Origin of the sequence: Stutzerimonas stutzeri (genome assembly GCF_009789555.1) — a bacterium.
In the GTDB taxonomy this organism is placed as follows: domain Bacteria; phylum Pseudomonadota; class Gammaproteobacteria; order Pseudomonadales; family Pseudomonadaceae; genus Stutzerimonas; species Stutzerimonas stutzeri_R.
Map to the genome: position 1 here is coordinate 3,564,475 of NZ_CP046902.1, position 17,762 is coordinate 3,582,236.

Annotated in this window: 15 protein-coding genes; 14 read left to right on the top strand and 1 reads right to left on the bottom strand. The window is 54.9% G+C overall.

Features of this window, described 5'->3' with window-relative positions; genetic code table 11:
* Positions 1 to 38: 38 nt before the first annotated feature.
* From GQA94_RS16365 to GQA94_RS16425, 13 genes are all read left to right on the top strand, one after another.
* A complete protein-coding gene (locus tag GQA94_RS16365) occupies positions 39 to 1,247 on the top strand; it encodes a site-specific integrase (RefSeq protein ID WP_003300466.1) in 1,209 nt (402 codons plus the stop codon).
* Entirely contained in the window at positions 1,244 to 2,755 is a 1,512-nt protein-coding gene (locus tag GQA94_RS16370; RefSeq protein WP_158189020.1) for a site-specific integrase, read from the top strand. Before GQA94_RS16365 ends, GQA94_RS16370 begins: the two co-directional genes overlap by 4 nt.
* A gap of 154 nt (positions 2,756 to 2,909) precedes the next feature.
* Positions 2,910 to 3,302 (top strand): hypothetical protein, encoded by a 393-nt coding sequence (locus GQA94_RS16375; RefSeq protein ID WP_158189021.1) that lies wholly within the window; start codon positions 2,910 to 2,912, stop codon positions 3,300 to 3,302.
* A gap of 1,027 nt (positions 3,303 to 4,329) precedes the next feature.
* Positions 4,330 to 4,965, top strand: coding sequence for a hypothetical protein (locus GQA94_RS16380; RefSeq protein WP_158189022.1), 636 nt, complete (start codon positions 4,330 to 4,332; stop codon positions 4,963 to 4,965).
* Entirely contained in the window at positions 4,958 to 5,398 is a 441-nt protein-coding gene (locus tag GQA94_RS16385; RefSeq protein ID WP_082041292.1) for a hypothetical protein, read from the top strand. Before GQA94_RS16380 ends, GQA94_RS16385 begins: the two co-directional genes overlap by 8 nt.
* Before the next feature lie 284 nt (positions 5,399 to 5,682).
* Entirely contained in the window at positions 5,683 to 7,635 is a 1,953-nt protein-coding gene (locus GQA94_RS16390; RefSeq protein WP_041013717.1) for an ABC-three component system protein, read from the top strand.
* Between the two features lie 2 nt (positions 7,636 to 7,637).
* Positions 7,638 to 8,231: an ABC-three component system middle component 1 gene (locus tag GQA94_RS16395; RefSeq protein WP_003298911.1), complete on the top strand. Its 594-nt coding sequence runs from the start codon at positions 7,638 to 7,640 to the stop codon at positions 8,229 to 8,231.
* Complete coding sequence (locus tag GQA94_RS16400) at positions 8,228 to 11,221, top strand: AAA family ATPase (protein WP_003298909.1); 2,994 nt, start codon at positions 8,228 to 8,230, stop codon at positions 11,219 to 11,221. Before GQA94_RS16395 ends, GQA94_RS16400 begins: the two co-directional genes overlap by 4 nt.
* Positions 11,222 to 11,649: 428 nt before the next feature.
* Positions 11,650 to 12,477: a phosphonate ABC transporter ATP-binding protein gene (gene phnC, locus GQA94_RS16405; RefSeq protein ID WP_003117867.1), complete on the top strand. Its 828-nt coding sequence runs from the start codon at positions 11,650 to 11,652 to the stop codon at positions 12,475 to 12,477.
* Positions 12,474 to 13,337, top strand: coding sequence for a phosphate/phosphite/phosphonate ABC transporter substrate-binding protein (gene phnD / locus GQA94_RS16410; RefSeq protein ID WP_003117866.1), 864 nt, complete (start codon positions 12,474 to 12,476; stop codon positions 13,335 to 13,337). The genes phnC and phnD overlap by 4 nt, the downstream gene beginning before the upstream one ends.
* A gap of 8 nt (positions 13,338 to 13,345) precedes the next feature.
* The gene (gene phnE, locus GQA94_RS16415) at positions 13,346 to 14,173 is read left to right on the top strand and encodes a phosphonate ABC transporter, permease protein PhnE (protein ID WP_003298907.1); all 828 of its coding nucleotides are present in this window, start codon (positions 13,346 to 13,348) and stop codon (positions 14,171 to 14,173) included.
* A gap of 8 nt (positions 14,174 to 14,181) precedes the next feature.
* The gene (ptxD, locus tag GQA94_RS16420) at positions 14,182 to 15,192 is read left to right on the top strand and encodes a phosphonate dehydrogenase PtxD (protein WP_003152798.1); all 1,011 of its coding nucleotides are present in this window, start codon (positions 14,182 to 14,184) and stop codon (positions 15,190 to 15,192) included.
* Entirely contained in the window at positions 15,186 to 16,100 is a 915-nt protein-coding gene (locus GQA94_RS16425; protein WP_003298906.1) for a LysR family transcriptional regulator, read from the top strand. Before ptxD ends, GQA94_RS16425 begins: the two co-directional genes overlap by 7 nt.
* On the opposite strand, the gene GQA94_RS16430 is transcribed toward GQA94_RS16425, so the two are convergent.
* Complete coding sequence (locus GQA94_RS16430) at positions 16,097 to 16,918, bottom strand: inositol monophosphatase family protein (protein WP_336507998.1); 822 nt, start codon at positions 16,916 to 16,918, stop codon at positions 16,097 to 16,099. The two genes, GQA94_RS16425 and GQA94_RS16430, sit on opposite strands and share 4 nt — an antisense overlap.
* Before the next feature lie 553 nt (positions 16,919 to 17,471).
* Between GQA94_RS16430 and GQA94_RS16435 the strand changes: the two genes are divergently transcribed.
* On the top strand, positions 17,472 to 17,762 hold the full coding sequence (locus GQA94_RS16435; RefSeq protein WP_036998697.1) for a helix-turn-helix domain-containing protein: 291 nt from the start codon (positions 17,472 to 17,474) through the stop codon (positions 17,760 to 17,762).

Sequence of the window (17,762 nt, forward strand, 5' to 3'; positions counted from 1 at the left end):
AAAAATCGTCTTCCACTCAACTGCGCAAAAATGTAAACATGCCCTACACAATCAAAACCTTCATGACAAGGTCCGGCGAGCGGTTTTCCCAGCTTTACGACACAGAGACGCCAGGCCTCCCTTTATTCTACCCGACAGCCTTTGTCGCTCGCTTCCTCCGCTCAGCCACTCACGAGACGCAGAAAGTCTATCTGGCCGTGATCAAGCGCATCTGCGAATGGGAATTTACCAAACAGGTGGACCTCGCCAACTGTTTCCATAGAAGTAAGTTTCTCACCTGTGCCCAGATTGATGACCTTGCTAACCATCTAAGAGCCAGCAAGCTCGGAGGAAAAGGCGAAGTCATCGGAAGCCCGAAGTACAACACCTATGTCGCCTATGCAACAGAGTATCTTCGCTGGCTTGCCCAAGAGGTTATTACGGACTGGAACACAGTAAACGTAAGAGCATCAATCGAAGCTCAAAGCGATATGCTCTTAAAAAAGAAAATCCGAAAAAGCGGTTCAAAATCCTCGCAAAACCGTCGTGTAGTTACCAAAAGCCTGACCACTGCCTCCAGCGGCAAATTATTGAGCCTGTTCGAGCAACCATTCGAAGGCATAACGCGCACTCAAGATCTAGGATCCAGGATACGGAATATCGTAATGCTCCGTATTCTCTACGAAACTGGCATGCGCGTCGGCGAGCTACTAGGCCTCAAGCTAAAAAACTTTAGCAATGCAACTGGCGAGGATAGTGCCACCTTAGAGATCACCCGCAATCACCATGATGAATTCGATTCAAGACTGAACCAGCCAGTTGCTAAAACACTCGGCCGTACGCTTCCAATATCGGAAAGCCTCGAGGCACAACTTGATGAATACTGCAACAACTGGCGAGCTGAAGTCGAAGGTGTCGGTTTCTCTGACGAAGACTTCATTTTTGTAATCCATCGAGCCGGGCGAACCCTAGGCCAAGCACTCCCTAAAAGTTCTTTCGACTCCGGACTTTCTAACCTCAAAAAATCCTTTCCGGCACTAACACCGATTCACCCGCACCTTTTACGCCACGATTGGAACTATCGATTCTCAATGAAAGTAGATGCGATCGGCATGTCATTTGAAGAAGAACGACAATTAAGAGAGTATTTAATGGGCTGGGCCCCCGGCTCAGCCATGTCAAACCGCTACAACTATCGACATGTGCAAGAAAAATCGCTCGAAGTCGGCTTATCCATTGCATCTGACTCAGCGAGGGGCCTACAGTGAATAGCACGCCAACACATGCAAACATCTCAACAGAGCTTGACATCGATCTACAACGCACGGATCGCCCTGAGCCTCATGGAGATTTGTTTTATTGGGATAATGACACTTTAGTTAGAACAGGTCAAAAACGGATCGACATGACCCATGGCCTGTCGCGATTACTCTCATCAATCAAGACCTCCTTCAAACTTCACCTAATCTCCTTCAGCAAACAGGGAACTTATTCAGCCACCTCCTGCACGACTTTCTTCATGAACTTCAGGGCAGCATTGAACTCCAACCCTCCTGAAGAATTCAACGCAGGCTGGATAGCGCATTCCATTGCCAGACCGGGATTCCATGGCGCGAAAAGAGTCGCCATCGAATTTTTCCTGCACTGGAAGGAGCGTTACGATTCAGCCATTAAGATAGACGCATTGCACTTGCTGCAAGAAACAGCTGCTCGCCCTAACGGCCCACGTAACGTGCTCTCAGACGACCCTGAGAAGAGCTGGCTAACCGAGGATGAATACGAGTCCTTGTTGATGTCCACTTGGAACAACTACGACACAGGAGTCTCTGACACCCAAGTAACACTAATTAAAATCTTGTCTATGCAATACGCGCGAAGGCCAAATCAAATCGCGCTACTAAAAGCTGGCGATATAAGGGGCTTTGATGAATCAAAAGAAATCGGACTAACGGGCCGAATCATCGATTTCCCAGGAATCAAAGACCAAGCAGCCGAGACTGGCTTTCGAGACAGCAAATTCGAACCACACCCACTGGCAGATCACGTATGGGGGCTTTGCCAAATTCAGCGCCAAGAAGTCAGAGAACTTTATGAGCATACTCTCGGCCTCTCTCTCACGGACGACCAACTAAATCTACTACCTTTCTTCTGCAGTGAAGAACGCATTAAAGAAGCCCGCAGCCTGATTGAAACCCACCTCAAACTAGAGCTTCTTGACAGCCTAGACTCTCCTCATTTCCATCTTGAACGGCATTCAATTACTGAGATATTAAGATGGAAGAGAAACACCCCGTCCTGCGCATATGGCGCAGCTAAGGGTCAGTACTCTAAATGCCCGAAGGCACCAATCAGCCCCCGCACCAGTCGGGTAATGATTATTAATGCGACCCGAATGCGTCATACACGAGCACGTCAACTTGCGCGAAAGGGCGTACCAAAAAATTTGCTTTCGCACTGGCTGGGCCACACAACAGAAAGAGCACTCGAAGCCTATTATAACGACCCAGCGGAACAGGCCCGTGTCATAGACGAGGCCATGGGTCCGGCCTTGGCACCGCTAGCAATGGCTTTTGCTGGAGCTTTGATCGATTCAGATGAGCAGGCCACAAGAGCCACCGATCCGACTAGCAAACTCGAGTTCTCACGCCCTGGAGAGCTACTTAGCGTCGGACGCTGTGGCAAGCACAGCTTCTGCGCTACGACCTCGGTTCCTATACCTGCTACCGCTGCAAGCATTTCGAACCTCTCGTACATGCGCCACACCATGAAGTACTAGATGCTCTGCTACAGAGGCAGTCTGAGGAGAATCAAGCGTTAAGAATTGGCGGGCAGCGAAATCTACTTATTCCATTGATCTCTCTGCCGACATTCTTGCAGTAAAAATTGCATTACCGCTGCAACAACCGAATTGTCGAACTGGGGCTAACTCAATGACCCAGATTATCCAATTTATTCCAAAGCACGAAATATCAGCCAATCAGAACCTAGACGACTTCATCAATTTTGCTCATAACGAATTAACGCTTTGGTCCGACCTGCGCGGCTTTACTTGGACAGCTGATAGGTGGCAAACAACGCACACGGGCATCCGTTTTATAAACTTTGAAAATAAAGACCTACCACCCAAGTCCCGAAGCCAGCCAATCCATTTGATGCATCCATCCTTTATCGAATTCGCCAAGGCATTTCTCCGATACAAACACACCTGCACCAACCAAGGGAATAAGCAGAGACATCGCTGCATTACGACTGATCGAATTTTCGTTGCGCCAAACATGGCAACACCGACATCACTAAATTTGACCAGCGGCATTGGGAAATAATCGTCTGCACTTTGGAGTCAAGCACTATACAGCAATCGCTCTGCAACATAGTGCTTTCCATTCTAAAATCGTTATCAGATCTCTTCATAATACAGGTCGACCCGCGTTTTTGGAGGCACCCTTACCTAGGTGCGCGCAGTTACGATTACTTAAATGGTTCTCAAGCACCTGCTGAAGTAAAGGCTCAGAAAGCTCCTGATCAGGATGCGCTACTTGCGATTGCAGAGGTATTCTCACGTGGCGCCTATGAAGTGCAGATTGATAATGACGTTATGGTCACTTGCATTACCGCTTTACTACTAAGTGCACCCATGCGTATAGGTGAGACCCTGCGCTTTCGCATTGATTGCTTGCGAGACGATCACGACAAAAACGGGGAGATTCAATACTATTTAGTCTACTGGGTCCCAAAGACCAAAGAGTTTGCACGCAAACCAATTCCGAAAACACTAATAAATATCACTACAGACGCAATAAATCGGCTAGTAAAAATCACTGACGAAGGCCGCTCCTTGGCCCGTTACATGGAAACCAACCCATCGAGATTCTACGCCACGCCAATTGCCCTAATGTTCAAGACAACGAGCCACTCTCGGTAAAGCAAGTAATGCAGGCTCTAGGTTTTACCGATCGAACCTGCTGCCAATCCCTTATCCATAGACTAACCGGTAGTTGGTCATTGTCCGGATTTACTCTAGACTCGCTTTGGAAACTTATACTAATAGAGCACAAAGCACCAACCCATATTTCCCTACCAGGAGCCACACCAGGGATCTACCAATCCTCCATTGAAAATGTCTGAGTCACTGCTATGCCTTCGTCGCAACCAATTGCGCTTGCGGAGCACTGCAAGTCCCGTTCTGTTAGCGCCATTTGATCCTAGTTTTTATGGGAAGCGCCTGGACACTGGAAACGCCGCGGCCGAGTCCATTAACTTTTTCGCCTATCACGGATACAAGGCATTTAAGTTAAAGTCACACAGCATTCGCCACCTAATTATAGACTCGCTCGCAGCAGCGGCATTTCATTGGATCTGATCACGGAGTGGAGCAGTCGCGCCACCAGTCGGCAGACGCGCACATATTTGAATGATGACCCGCTCACGTTCGTCGCCAAAGGAGCAGACATACTAGGTACGGTCCAGAAAAATGAGCCACTTCAACCGGTTACTGAAGAACATGCAGAAAAATATGGCCATGGTCCATTCCATCGCAGCCGCTACGGTATTTGTCGTCGTAGCTGGCGAGCTGGCCCTTGCAACAAATTCGCAGACTGTCTTAATTGCTCTGAGCTATTGATGTGTAAAGGAGATAGGCTGGCCACTGATACGATTCAACATGATCTAGATAGCCTTAGACAGACGTACGATGCCGCACAGCAGGCGATATCAGATGGAGAAAGGTCGGCGTCGCGCTGGACGCTTGTTACGGCCGCACAAATTAAGCAAATCACTAATTTGCTTTCAATTTTGAATGATATATCGATCCCGGATGGGAGTCCCATCGAAATAGAGGGCAGGGACTTCAGCCATGAACAGACAATTGTTTCCGAAAAAGCCGAAGCAGCCGCGATCAGGCTGCCTGACAAACAAATGCTTGGAATAACTTATGGCGATGACCTTCTAGCTTGCCTAGAACTTCTCCGGAGCACCGACAATGCCTAAGATCATCTCTGACAAGAATGAAAGGCAGATCGCGCAACTTGTTAGAAACTGGCCGACTGATCATTCACTGAACTGGAACAGCATCTGCCTTGGTGCTCAAGAAATTTTAGGCTGGGGAGCCCCACCAACTCGTCAAGCACTCAATAAAAAACTGCTGATTAAAAGCGCCTACAAAGCAAAGAAAGGTCAACTCAAGTCCGTCGAAACAAAACTCGATGGGATGTCGAAACCAAGAAGCACACTAGATGCGATGAAAAAAATTTCCCGACTTCAAGCTGAGAATGACGCTCTGAAGGCACAACTTTCCACAATGGCTGAACTCGCCAACCGACTTATCTATAACGCATCTATAGCAGGACTTTCACGAGAGAGACTCATGACCCCGCTCCCTACAGTCCATGAGCCAAAGAAAAAGCTCAAGCCCAGAAAATAGCCTGCATGCCTCACCAGTCCGACCAGCCAAGCTAGTTCTTGACTGCTCGCAATTGGCCGATAGCTGCGTGTCACTAGCGTCCGCCACCGGCCAAAAGCAGCCTGTCGTAACAAGCCTGAACCAGCAGCTTTCTTACAGACTGCTCGCCGGCTGGACTCTAAAGCCAGCTGCCACTGAATACGGGGAGACGGCGGGAGCCCTGTTTCTTCGGCCAAACCGTCTCGCTAGTATGTGGACACCTGCCACTGGTGCCTTGGGTGCCGAAATGTTTGAAGGGATTCAGAATGATCCGAAGGTTCCGGCTTGAGCAAAAAGGCCGCTACGAGAAGCTGGTAATAGCTCAACGTTTGTCGGACATGGTGGACAACTACCTGGATGGGCGCCCTGCACCGTTGCTGATCGGTGCCGAACAAGGTGGTATCGGCGAATGGGATGACGTGGTCATCTACCATGCGGATGAGCATTATGAGCACTTCCAGATCAAGCGGCAGACGACCCCCTTCAGCGATAAGCACATCGATAAAGCCGACTACATAAAGTCCTATAAACCCAAGGCCGGCAACAAGGCAGCAGCAAGTGCAACGCCAGTTGTCCCGTCCGATAGCGCCATCGACTCTGAGCTCGATAAGGCCATGAAGAGCTTGTCTGCCTGGAGTCTCACACCCCAGTCCAAGCAGCCGCCAGTCCGCGCTTTTTCACTCATCCTGCTCGGCCTGGAAGTTGTCATCAAGGGCAAGCCAAGTGACTCCATCACCGCCAATCACCTGCACGAGTTTTGTCGACTCTGCAAGCAGGACGGTCTTGATCTGGCTGCCCTATCTAGCCGCCCCGATACCCCAACGCAAAACGTCTATAAATGGTTGACGACCTGGTGTGGCTTTACCGACTGGGATCATGTTCGACAAACCATGCGGACACTTACGATCCATGCCGTAGGGAGCGAAGAGAACCTTGAAGAGCGTGCGTGCGAGTCGTTAGGACGGCACTTTAATGATTCGCGGGCAACCCTTGAGAAGCTAGTGGGGTACATTTCTACAAGTACCACGGATGTTAACGCCATCAGCTGTCATGCGATGGCTAACCATCTCAAAGACGCACGCCGGTCAGATGCTGTGACTTGGACGCAATACCTCATGAGGCCGCAGGCTGGATCCAGTTGGATGGTCGCCGGTACCCACAGCTTGAATGGTACGACGAGCTTGCCAGCGGCCCATGCTGCCACGGAAGTTGTCGGTCACCACTGGACAGCGGGCGGTAACAACAGAAGGCTGCGGTTGCACGCTACCTATTGCCCGCCTACGCCAAATACCGTGGCCCTCCACTCGGCCATCCTTCGGCTGGCCCTGCACTTGAAGAGCGGGAGCCATTGCCTGCTTCTGGGTGAGCCGCTTTGGCGCCAAGGCGCTGGGAACGAGTTGGGTAGAACGCTTGGGATCAGCGAGAGTGATCTTGATGAGCTTCCTTGGATAGACAATTCAGAGGCGCTGTCCTGCGCGTCGGGTCGCGAAATCTCGTCGATCCTGGAGGCGCGAGATGAATCTTCAGCACTTCACCGGGCAATGAACAATCTTGTGTGGGAGCAGCTACAAGCCCGCATCACGGCCAGGTTGAACTCGGTATCCGACATGCCATTACTGGCAGCATTGGAACCGAAGTGGCGCTCTTGGGCCGCTGAGCTAACAGCCGACGCCGCTGCGCGTGAGTCACTGTTAGAACAACTCATGTACCCCAAAACAGAAGGCTTAGACGGGAAACACGCGCTGCGCGTCGGGCCTCGTACTGCAGACCTGCTGGAAACCGCCATTCTGATGCTGCTTCTGGTTTGCGTCGCAATCGGTAACGACGATGGCAATTGGCGCGAAATCCCTGACGTTGGGGATGTTCTCAGCATTGCATTGCAGAACTGGTCAGGCGCTTCAGGCGATCACAGTGGCGCCAGGCCTGTTGCCGATGACCTGATGGCCATTTTGGGGCCTTCGCCAGCGTCGGTAGTCATTCTCGCGGGAGTCGAAGGGTCTCCCACGAGCCTACTCGAGTCCGGTATGGCTGATGATTTTGAGACCAGTAACAGCATGGCGGCTGAGCGCCAGCCCAGATTGCTGGTGACACGATTTGGGGTGCTCAAGCACTTGCGTAACGGGACACTCGCCCAGCTAAAGCAGCAATTCCAACGTCATTGGGATGCTTGGCGCGACGCGCGTGAAGCAGCAATCGAAGCTTATAGGGAAGGACACTAATCATGCTGACACTGCAGGAAGTGGCTGGCGCAATCATTCAGCGTGTAGAGGGTCGGTATGACGTGTGTCCCCGGGACGTAACGGAGCTAATGCTGCCTGAGGTCGACTACGACTCGCATGTTCTTCGACTCAAGCGCTCCCACATCGAACGGGCGGGCTGGCGGACGGTTCTGCTCATCGAGCTTCCACTGACGGCCCTTCAGGCAGCCAACCAGTGGGCAGCCGATGTCCGGGATGTGCTGCCCGAACCTGAGACTGCAGACCTCTATATGTTTCTGATGATCAGCGGTATCGCCAAGGATGACGCTGCACGGATTGAGACGGATGACAGATTTTGCCGCAAGGTTGTTGTGCGCGAATCTGAAGCAGCTGGTGATTTTCTTAACCGGACATTCTTGGCGGCCTTGGATCCCGCTGGCGATGTCGAGACGCTGAGCGATCCATTGGTGTCGGCGCTGAACACGCTGTCCAATGCATACCCTTGGTCTGCTCCACACATCGCTGCTTGGAAAACGCAGTTTCTGACCAACCAAAACGGAGCGGATGTGGTGCGTGTTCTTACCGACTCGCTGGGTGAAAGCGAGGTTCAGTCGTGAGCAAGTTGAATTCAATCACCCTGTCGAACCTGCGCAAATTCGGGTCGGAAGTCACCATCGAGCTGAGTCCCGGAGCGACTATTTTGCTCGCGCCCAATGGTACTGGCAAAACAACGGTATTTGAGGCGATCGAGTTTGGCCTAACCGGGAAAATCGCGCGTCTCCGTGACGACCTTGCCCACATCATTCGTGATGATCAGGCGGCAGCGACAGTCAGTCTGAGTTTTTCTGAGTTAACTGCGACATCACGCGTGACTGCAGCGGGCGAGGTCAGCCGGGACGGAGACTTGAGCAGCGTCTTCCCTAATGTGTCTGCAAATGACATCCCATTCTTGCTGCGTCTAACTCACCTCTTGGATCAGAGGGAGAACGGGTGGATCGTTAATGCAGAAGAAAAGGAAGCCGGAACCCAGTTGGCGAAGCTGCCGATTGGTCGCGACGGTTCTAAAGCTCGCGCCAACCTCGCTGCCGTTCGACGGTCGCTGACGGAGCAAAAAGCCCGTGCGGAAGAAGTGTTGATTGGGCATGAGACTGATTTGAGCGAGTGGACTCGCCTACTTCAGGAGCGTGACATAGCTGCTGCCGGTGCAGTAGGTGCATTACGACCGCTCGATCGAATTGCCGACGCTCTCTCTGACGCTGCAAACCAGACGCAAAGCCTGAGCCAGATTCCACCTGGCTTATTGACCGGGCCTGCAAGCCAGGAGGGGCTGACGATTGCACACTCCGCACTGACCGAGATCTTGCAAGGGAAGGTCGAACGGACTCGGGCGCATATTTCAAGCCTTGCCTTGGTAAACGATCTTGTTGAAAGCTTTGTTGCGGCGCAGGAGCAGCTCGAAAAGCTCAATGAAGACCTCGCGGCAGCTAGTCAGACACTCGATAAACACGCGAACACGAGGGCTGACGGCAATGCCGCCTTGCAGGAGCATCAGGCCAGTATCCACTCTGCACAGCAAGAACTTACCAGCATCGGGCAGCAACTTGAGCGTCTGATTGGAGAAACCACTGCAAAACAGGAGATCGCTCACCGAAATGACGCGTTGACGTCAGCGATTGCTGCCCTACGCGAGGCTGAAGAAAATTCTCGTGTACTTCGCGAGCAGCATGAGCGCAACCAACGGGTTCGCAACCAGCATGCTCAGATTGACGCCCAGCTTCATGGCATCAACCAGACTGAGCAGCGCTTGGAGGCGAGCCGTCTAATGCTTGCCGACTGGCAGGCCACTGAGCAGCAAATCAGCGAGGTTGTTCAGCAAATCACGGATCTCGGAGTGCTCATCGATAAACAGAGCATCGATCGGGATGCCGAACGTTCCTCGTATGAGACGTGTAAAGCTGCGGAGGCCACTGCCCGATCATTTTATGAGATGCTCAGTTCTTCCGCCGACGCAATCCGTCAGGCCGTTGCATCCATAGCGCAACATCTTCCCGCTGACCAAGATCAATGCCCGCTTTGCCTGGAGCCGCATGGTGCAACCAAGCTTCAGTCCCGTGTGGCTCAAGCCCTTGAAGCGATCAATCCGAGTTTGACTGCAGCTGAGCAGCGATTGCGAGCTGCTGTGGAAGCGTTGACGGCCAGTGAGGTCGCGGTTGAGAAAGCGCAGCAAGCACTAGACTTCAGCCGAATGGAGCTGGGTGCTTTGGAGTCCAGCCGCCAGGATCTGGGAAGACGAGTTGCGCAGTTTCGTACCGATCCGATTTTGGCTAGTGACTCGCTCCCATTGGCAAGGGAGTCGCTCAGGCAGCAACTCGATAGTATTGCTCCTGCCAAAAAGCGTTTGACTGATCAGCGAGCGGCTTTGGACGCTCTCCCTTCCCCTGAAGCCTTTGAACAAACCGAGGGGGCCTTCAACTCGGCACAGCAGATGCTCGACTTGGCCCGAGTTCAACAGAGCGAAGCGTCTACGCGGCTGGATCAAGCAGTTGCCGCACTGGCCGCGCTCACCTCTGGAGAACCGCTGGCTCGTACGCTTGAGCAACTCACTGCAGAAAAAGCGCAGCTGGAACAGCAGATCAGCGATCTGAACGGGAAGGTTGAGACTGTGCAATCCGCCCTAGACACCCAGCAGCATCAGTTGGTTGAGTCATTAACCGCAGTCAAGGAGATCGAGGAAGAAATCCGAAGGGTTCAAACGCTCCTTCTTCAAATCCGCGCGAGCTGGCAAGAGCAGGATTTGACCGGCGACCCACTTGCGGAAGCTGCGCAGGCCCGTGAAGCGACACTGCGCGCTACGTTGACCCTCCTGGAGGGGTATGTTTCAGCACTCGAAGGCATTGGGGTGGAGATCTCTGCTTGGGCCAAGCTGAACGATTCACAACTGGCTCAGCGGTTGATTGATGCTCAGCGTCTTGACCGATCAGAAGAGGCCTTCGAAGCGTACCTCAATGACAGCATCAACGCGGCACGCTCCAGCTTCTTGCAGTTGTCCTTGATCTCGGACGCGATGGATTTGCTGGACGGCTCACTCAAGAAAGAAATTGAGAATGTTCAGAAGCATGTCGGCAAGGTGGTACCCCGCTGGCAGGCGCTGCTAAAGCGTGTCGTGCGAGAGTCCAGGTTCCACGAGGCAAGCCTGAAATTCTTCAACTCGTATAACAAGGATCGTGCCGGCGTTTCTGTACCGCTTGGCAATAAAGCGGTACCGGTACCTGATATCGCGAGTGAGGCACAGTTGACGGATCTTCAACTGACCTTCCTGCTCTCAATGGCGATGAGTCATCAGTGGTCTCCTTGGAAAGCACTGTTATTGGATGACCCGACTCAGCATCACGACCTGGTACATGCCTCTGCGGTTTTCGATTTGCTGCGTGACTACATCGTTGATCATGGTTTCCAGGTCGTTATCGCTACCCATGATGCTCTGCAGGCTCGTTACTTCATGCGCAAGCTGCAAAACGACGGAATTGAGGCCAAGATCTGGACGCTCGTGCCGACTGAAGATGGCGTCACTGCGCAAGCAGGGAGCTGGAAACAGCGCATTCAATAATGCAGATATCTTTCCGGGCCTTGATTTAAATGTAAGCTGGGCGCAAGCCAAGTCCTCACGGAGGTTGGCTTTCGCGCAGCGGTAGGTACGCATCTATAGATCCGCCATCTTGGGGCCGAAACAGCTCTTGGGGTATGACTGCTTCTGGCCGCTAGTGTGCGCTCTCTTGCTTGGATGGCATTACGTTCTGGCCCAACGTTACTGTAGCGAATCCGCAGCAGTATCAATCAAAGCCTCCTGTATCCCGCGTGAAGAAAGACGCTACGTTGCGCCCGTTCTTCCACGGCTTCGCTTGCCGCCCCGCTACGGCAGATTCGAAGCATTCATCGAAATGTCATCATTTAGAAGCAGTGCGTTAACAAGGAATTTCTACCCTTTGCATCGCGAACCGCAATTGTGCGGCCAGCAATATTGCGAAAGGTGATCAAATGACGCCCCATCCGATACAGGACGCCGTGCTGCGGGTCGACCGGTTGAGCGTCGTCTACCCAGGCGGCGTGACAGCCCTACGCGATACCTCGATTGCATTTCGGCGTGGTGAGTTCACCGTGCTGCTTGGTCTCTCGGGCGCAGGCAAGTCGACCTTGCTCCGTAGCCTCAATCGACTCGTCACGCCCACTCGCGGCAGTGTCACCAGCGAGCTCGGTGAGCTCGGCAGCGGCTCGGCCTTGCGTCAGCATCGTCGGCGTACCGCCATGATCTTTCAGCACCACCAGCTAATCGAACGTCAAAGTGCACTGGCTAATGTGCTTACCGGTCGGCTGGCCTTTCACAACACGCTCCGCTCGCTGTTTCCTCTGCCGCGTGCCGATCAGGAGATTGCGCTCAGTTGCCTCGCTCGGGTCGGTCTGGCAGACAAGGCGCTAAGCCGGGTGGACAAACTGTCCGGTGGCCAGCAGCAGCGGGTAGGCATCGCGCGTGCGCTAGCGCAACAGCCCGCGATCATTCTTGCCGATGAGCCGGTAGCCAGTCTCGACCCGGCCACTTCGGTCCGTGTTCTCGGACTGCTGCGCGACATCTGCAAGGAAGACGGCATCACCGCCATCGTTTCGCTGCATCAACTCGAATATGCCCGCCGCTTCGCCGATCGCGTCGTCGGGCTGGCCGATTCTCAGATCGTTTTCGATGCCGCGCCCTCGGAACTCACCGATGCGCAGCTTGAGCGCATCTATGCAGGCCGCTCTACGACTCAGCCAGCAACTGCTCCGGCTGAAACCCCTGTCATGCTCGCACCTTCACTGGAGATGTCCCGATGAAACGCTTATCCGCTCTCTTATTGACCTGTTTGCTGTCCGCTGTTTCAAGTCTGTCCGCCGTAGCGGCCGATGCCGATCCGGATGTGCTAAAGGTTGCGCTGCTGCCGGACGAAAACGCCTCGGAGTTGATCAAGCGAAACCAGCCGCTGAAGGATTATCTGGAAGAGCATCTGGACAAGAAGGTGCAGCTGATCGTAACCACCGACTATTCCTCGATGATTGAGGCGATGCGCTTTGGCCGTATCGACCTGGCGTATTTCGGTCCGCTGTCCTACGTCATGGCCAAAAGCAAAAGCGACATCGAGCCCTTCGCTGCCATGGTCATCGACGGCAAGCCGACCTATCGCTCAGTGATTATCGCCAATGTGGCGTCAGGCGTGAATGAGTATGCCGACCTTAAGGGCAAGAAGATGGCCTATGGTGACCGGGCATCGACGTCCAGCCATCTGATTCCCAAAACCGTGCTTCTTGAGACGGCCGAGCTGACGGGTGGGCAGGACTACGAACAACATTTTGTGGGCACGCATGACGCCGTTGCCGTCAACGTGGCGAACGGAAACGCCGATGCGGGTGGGCTGTCGGAGGTAATTTTCAATCAAGTAGCCGAACGTGGCCTAATCGATCCGAGCAAGGTGAAAGTACTTGGTTACAGCGGCGAATATCCCCAATACCCCTGGGCGATGCGCTCGAACCTGAGCCCCGAGCTGAAAACCAAGGTGCGGGATGTATTCGTCGGTATCGACGATCCCGAAGTGCTGCGCAACTTCAAAGCCGAGGCCTTCGCGCCAATCACCGACGCCGACTACGATGTGATTCGCAACATGGGATCGCTGCTCGGCCTCGACTTCGCCACGATGTGAGCACCGATATGTCTACTCATCATGACGTGCAGGCGCTGCCTGCAGAGCAACGCGAGCACATCCTTCGAGGCTTCGGCCTCGGTTGGTGGCGCCAGCTGGGGCAGGTGGCAATTGTACTCGGAGTGGTGCTGTTGGCCTGCTGGTACGTGGGGCTGCTCGATGCCACCACGCTGCTGAACGGGCTGCCCTCCATCGCGACCCTGGCAGGCGAGGCCATGCCGCCAGACTTTTCGGGCTATCGAAGCTGGATTCGCCCGTTGATCGACACGCTGGCGATGAGCATCGCCGGCACGGCCATCGCAGTGGTGTTCTCGCTGGTGGTGGCCTTCGTTGCAGCGCGCAATACGGCGCCGCACCCCCTTGTGTTCGGTGTTGCCCGGGTGCTGCTCAATGCCCTGCGGTCGGTGCCGGAGCTGATCATGGGCATCATCTTCGTTGCAGCCGTAGGGTTCGGCGCCTTGCCGGGCGTGCTTGCCCTGGGTCTGCATTCGATCGGCATGGTCGGCAAGTTCTTCGCCGAGGCCATCGAGCACGTCGACGAAGCGCCGGTGGAAGCCGCTCGGGCGGCGGGGGCTACGCCGATGCAAGTGCTGCTGCACGCGGTTTTGCCACAGGTGACTCCGCAGTTCGCCGACGTGGCGATCTACCGCTGGGAATACAACTTTCGCGCCTCCACCGTGATGGGCATGGTTGGCGCCGGCGGTATCGGCTTCGAACTCATGGGCTCGCTGCGCATCATGCAGTACCAGGAGGTTGCAGCAATCCTGCTGGTCATCCTGGCCATGGTCACGCTAGTAGACGCCTTCAGTGGCGTGCTGCGCAAACGTTTCAAATAGGACAAACCATGCTGCCGAAACTCGTTATAACTCACCGAGTACACGATGAGATCCTGCAACTGCTGGCGCCACATTGCGAGCTGATGACCAACCAGAGCGACAGCACGCTGACGCGCGAGGAAATTCTGCGCCGCTGCCGCGATGCTCAGGCGATGATGGCGTTCATGCCCGATCGGGTCGATGCAGAATTTCTCCAAGCCTGCCCCGAGCTGCGTGTGGTCGGCTGCGCGCTCAAGGGCTTCGACAATTTCGATGTGGACGCCTGTACTGCCCGCGGGGTCTGGTTGACCTTCGTGCCTGATCTGTTGACGGTCCCGACTGCCGAGCTGGCGATCGGACTGGCGGTGGGGCTGGGGCGGCATCTGCGCGCAGCAGATGCGTTCGTCCGCTCTGGCGAGTTCCAGGGCTGGCAACCACAGTTCTACGGCACGGGGCTGGATAACGCGACGGTCGGCATCCTTGGCATGGGCGCCATCGGACAGGCCATGGCTGAGCGCTTGCAGGGATGGGGCGCGACCCTGCAGTACCACGAGGCGAAGGCTCTGGATACACAAACCGAGCAACGGCTCGGCCTGCGCCAGGTGGCGTGCAGCGAACTCTTCGCCAGCTCGGACTTCATCCTGCTGGCGCTTCCCTTGAATGCCGATACTGAGCATCTGGTCAACGCCGAGCTGCTTGCCCTCGTACGGCCGGGCGCTCTGCTTGTAAACCCCTGTCGTGGTTCGGTAGTGGATGAAGCCGCCGTGCTCGCGGCGCTTGAGCGAGGCCAGCTCGGCGGGTATGCGGCGGATGTATTCGAAATGGAAGACTGGGCTCGCGCGGACCGGCCGCGGCTGATCGATCCTGCGCTGCTCGCGCATCCGAATACGCTCTTCACTCCGCACATAGGGTCGGCAGTGCGCGCGGTGCGCCTGGAGATTGAACGTTGTGCAGCGCAGAGCATCATCCAGGCGTTGGCAGGTGCGCGCCCAATCAACGCTGCGAACCGTCTGCCCCAGGCCGAGCCTGCCGCATGTTGAATCCGGTCTGGCTGAAGAGCCTGGTAGCGATCGTTCAAACAGGCAGTTTTCAGAGCGCGGCGAGGGCGTTGGGGCTGGCCCAGCCGACGGTGTCGCAGCACTTGCAGAAGCTTGAAGAGCAGGTCGGCGTAACGCTGGTGCAGCGCAGTCGTAGAGGCTGCCAGCCTACCACACGTGCGCTGGCCTTCATGCCGCATGCGACCGCCTTGCTCGACATGCACGCCCGGGCGCTAGAAGCCCTGCATGGAAATAGTGAGCGCGTCGGGGCCAGCTCCAACATCGGCACCTACCTTCTCCAGCCATTCGTGCGCAGCTATCTGACGACCGCAAATGAGAGGGGCGAGGTGGATCTGCGCATCGCCGCCAACCCGGATGTGGCCGACCAGCTACTGGCGGGCCAGCTCGACGCCGCGATCATGGAATGGTGGCTACCTCACCCCGACTTCGAACACCGCCTCTGGCGGGTCGAGCCGCTGGTACTTATCGTCAGCCCCGACCATCCGCTGGCTGAAGCAGGGTGCATAGAACGCGATCGTCTGGTGGACCTGCCGATGCTGGGAGGTGAACCGGGTAGCGGTACCGGACGGCTTCTGACCGAATACTTTGGCGAGCTGGGCGTGCCTCGCAGCGGTATGCAGCTAGGCAGCACCGAGGCAGTCAAACAAGCAGTCAGGGCGGGACTCGGCGTGTCGTTGGTGATGGCTTCCGCAGTACAAGACGAAGTTCGCAGTGGCGCGCTGGTAGCTCTTCCCATCCCGGGGCTTGAAAAGCGTCTCCAACTGATCTGGCGCAAACCGCCCGGAAATCTGCACCCGCCGGGATTTGTGCGGCACTTATTGGCCGATAGCTACAACTCGCTAGAAGCTGTTATCAGCTACGCGCCCGCGATGCCTAATCTCACCGTCTAAGCGAAAACCTGACTCCAATCTCTATCTACTAGGACAGTGCATGCCTGCGGCGCTCCACCGAAACATCGACTCGAAACCTTTGAGAGCTTCGCAACAGAGTCATAGGTAATAGGTTCGCCAGATTGATTGATCAGGACGCCGCCAGCTCCCCGCAGAATTGCGTGTCCAGCCACCACATCATGAGCAGATGCAGGAACAACTGAGACTGCCGCAACACCATCTCCAACGGCGACCGTAGCCAGTCGGTAGGCAATACTAGGCATCGGTAAGCACACAGAAGGAGCGCAAAGCGCTGCGTTGACCTCTGGCCTCGCCAAAGCTCCCGTACTTACCAGCACGTTGCTGTCCGCTCCTAGCTGGAGTGTACTAATCGAGCTTTTCAAAATCTGTCCATTTCTACTGATGCCGGCCAGCCCCTCGCACCAAGCGATACAGTCTGGTCCTCTCCCGTTCGTGACCGGCGCATGAACCACGCCGAGGACAGGCTCTGCCCCCCTCAATAGGCCGACAGAGAGCGCTGTCCCTCTGAAGCCCCGAAGGAAATCCCGGGTGCCGTCGTTAGGATCAACTACCCAACAATACTCAGCACCAGTCAATGTTGAGCCCGTTTCCTCCCCCCAAAAATCGCAGTCCAGAGCAGCCAGAAGCTCTTCTCTCAGCAGGGCTTCAATCTCTACGTCGACCTCCGCCTTGTCCCCATATCCACGTGGACCCGATGCAAGCTCACATTCCGCTGCTAACAACTCTCCGGCGCCGAGAACAATCCGAATCGTGCAGTTCAAGAGATCAGTCAGAATCATGACGGGACCCTGTGTCATGCCTAAGCATGGGCTGCTTCAAGATTCAGCGACCGCGCTAGGCGCTGCCGAACAATATATTCTCGCCTTAGTTCCCCCTACCGCCCCTTCGTGGCGACTCTCCACGTAACACCTCCCCGTGCCGGTTTTGAACTCATAGCCAAACACCTGCTTTGCTTGATCGTGAACTTTCACCAGCTCGGTTAGCGGCTCCATGCTCCAGCTGTCCGTCCCGTTCAAGCGCGCAGGTACAACCAATGCGACCGACGCAATCTGCAGATCTGGAGACTGCTCCCCAAGAAGTGACTCAAAAGCATCCTCGTTCGGGATCAAGAGCATCGTGTCCCAGGACACACCATCGCTGGCTTCGCGAACCGTCACGTAGAACCATGGACGATGCTGCCTGTGCTCCACGTATTGCCACATTTGATAGTGGTCCCCAAATAGAGGCTCGAACGGGATTTCAGCATGCCTATAGGTAGTAAACATCTGTGGATACTCGAAATTAAGCTATATATAGCATAGCCGAATTATCACCAAGAAGGCTTCATCGTTCCCTTTGCGAGAGTGCAAAGTGGAACTGAACAAAGCACTTGGATTGGTAATGAAAGACATTCGGCAATCGCGCGGGCTGCCACAGGAGGGCCTTGGCCCAAGCCAGAGCTATATCAGTGCGCTTGAGCGAGGGAAGTGGAAAGCATCACTAGATAAGGTGGAGCAAATCGCAGGAATTTTGACCCTTCATCCCGCAACACTCCTTCTTCTCGCCTACCTGAGAAAGGACCCCTCGCTTGATGCGCAGGCGTTACTTTCGCAGATCCAAGCTGAGTTAGATGTCCATCAAAGCAACCTTGGTGCACGTTGA

Excerpts from the sequence above, each read along its gene's own strand:
- GQA94_RS16365 (WP_003300466.1), top strand. The coding sequence starts at position 39 with ATGCCCTACACAATCAAAACCTTCATGACAAGGTCCGGCGAGCGGTTT.
- GQA94_RS16375 (WP_158189021.1), top strand. The coding sequence starts at position 2,910 with ATGACCCAGATTATCCAATTTATTCCAAAGCACGAAATATCAGCCAAT.
- GQA94_RS16385 (WP_082041292.1), top strand. The coding sequence starts at position 4,958 with ATGCCTAAGATCATCTCTGACAAGAATGAAAGGCAGATCGCGCAACTT.
- GQA94_RS16390 (WP_041013717.1), top strand. The coding sequence starts at position 5,683 with ATGATCCGAAGGTTCCGGCTTGAGCAAAAAGGCCGCTACGAGAAGCTG.
- GQA94_RS16395 (WP_003298911.1), top strand. The coding sequence starts at position 7,638 with ATGCTGACACTGCAGGAAGTGGCTGGCGCAATCATTCAGCGTGTAGAG.
- phnC (WP_003117867.1), top strand. The coding sequence starts at position 11,650 with ATGACGCCCCATCCGATACAGGACGCCGTGCTGCGGGTCGACCGGTTG.
- phnD (WP_003117866.1), top strand. The coding sequence starts at position 12,474 with ATGAAACGCTTATCCGCTCTCTTATTGACCTGTTTGCTGTCCGCTGTT.
- phnE (WP_003298907.1), top strand. The coding sequence starts at position 13,346 with ATGTCTACTCATCATGACGTGCAGGCGCTGCCTGCAGAGCAACGCGAG.
- ptxD (WP_003152798.1), top strand. The coding sequence starts at position 14,182 with ATGCTGCCGAAACTCGTTATAACTCACCGAGTACACGATGAGATCCTG.
- GQA94_RS16425 (WP_003298906.1), top strand. The coding sequence starts at position 15,186 with ATGTTGAATCCGGTCTGGCTGAAGAGCCTGGTAGCGATCGTTCAAACA.
- GQA94_RS16430 (WP_336507998.1), bottom strand. The coding sequence starts at position 16,918 with ATGACACAGGGTCCCGTCATGATTCTGACTGATCTCTTGAACTGCACG.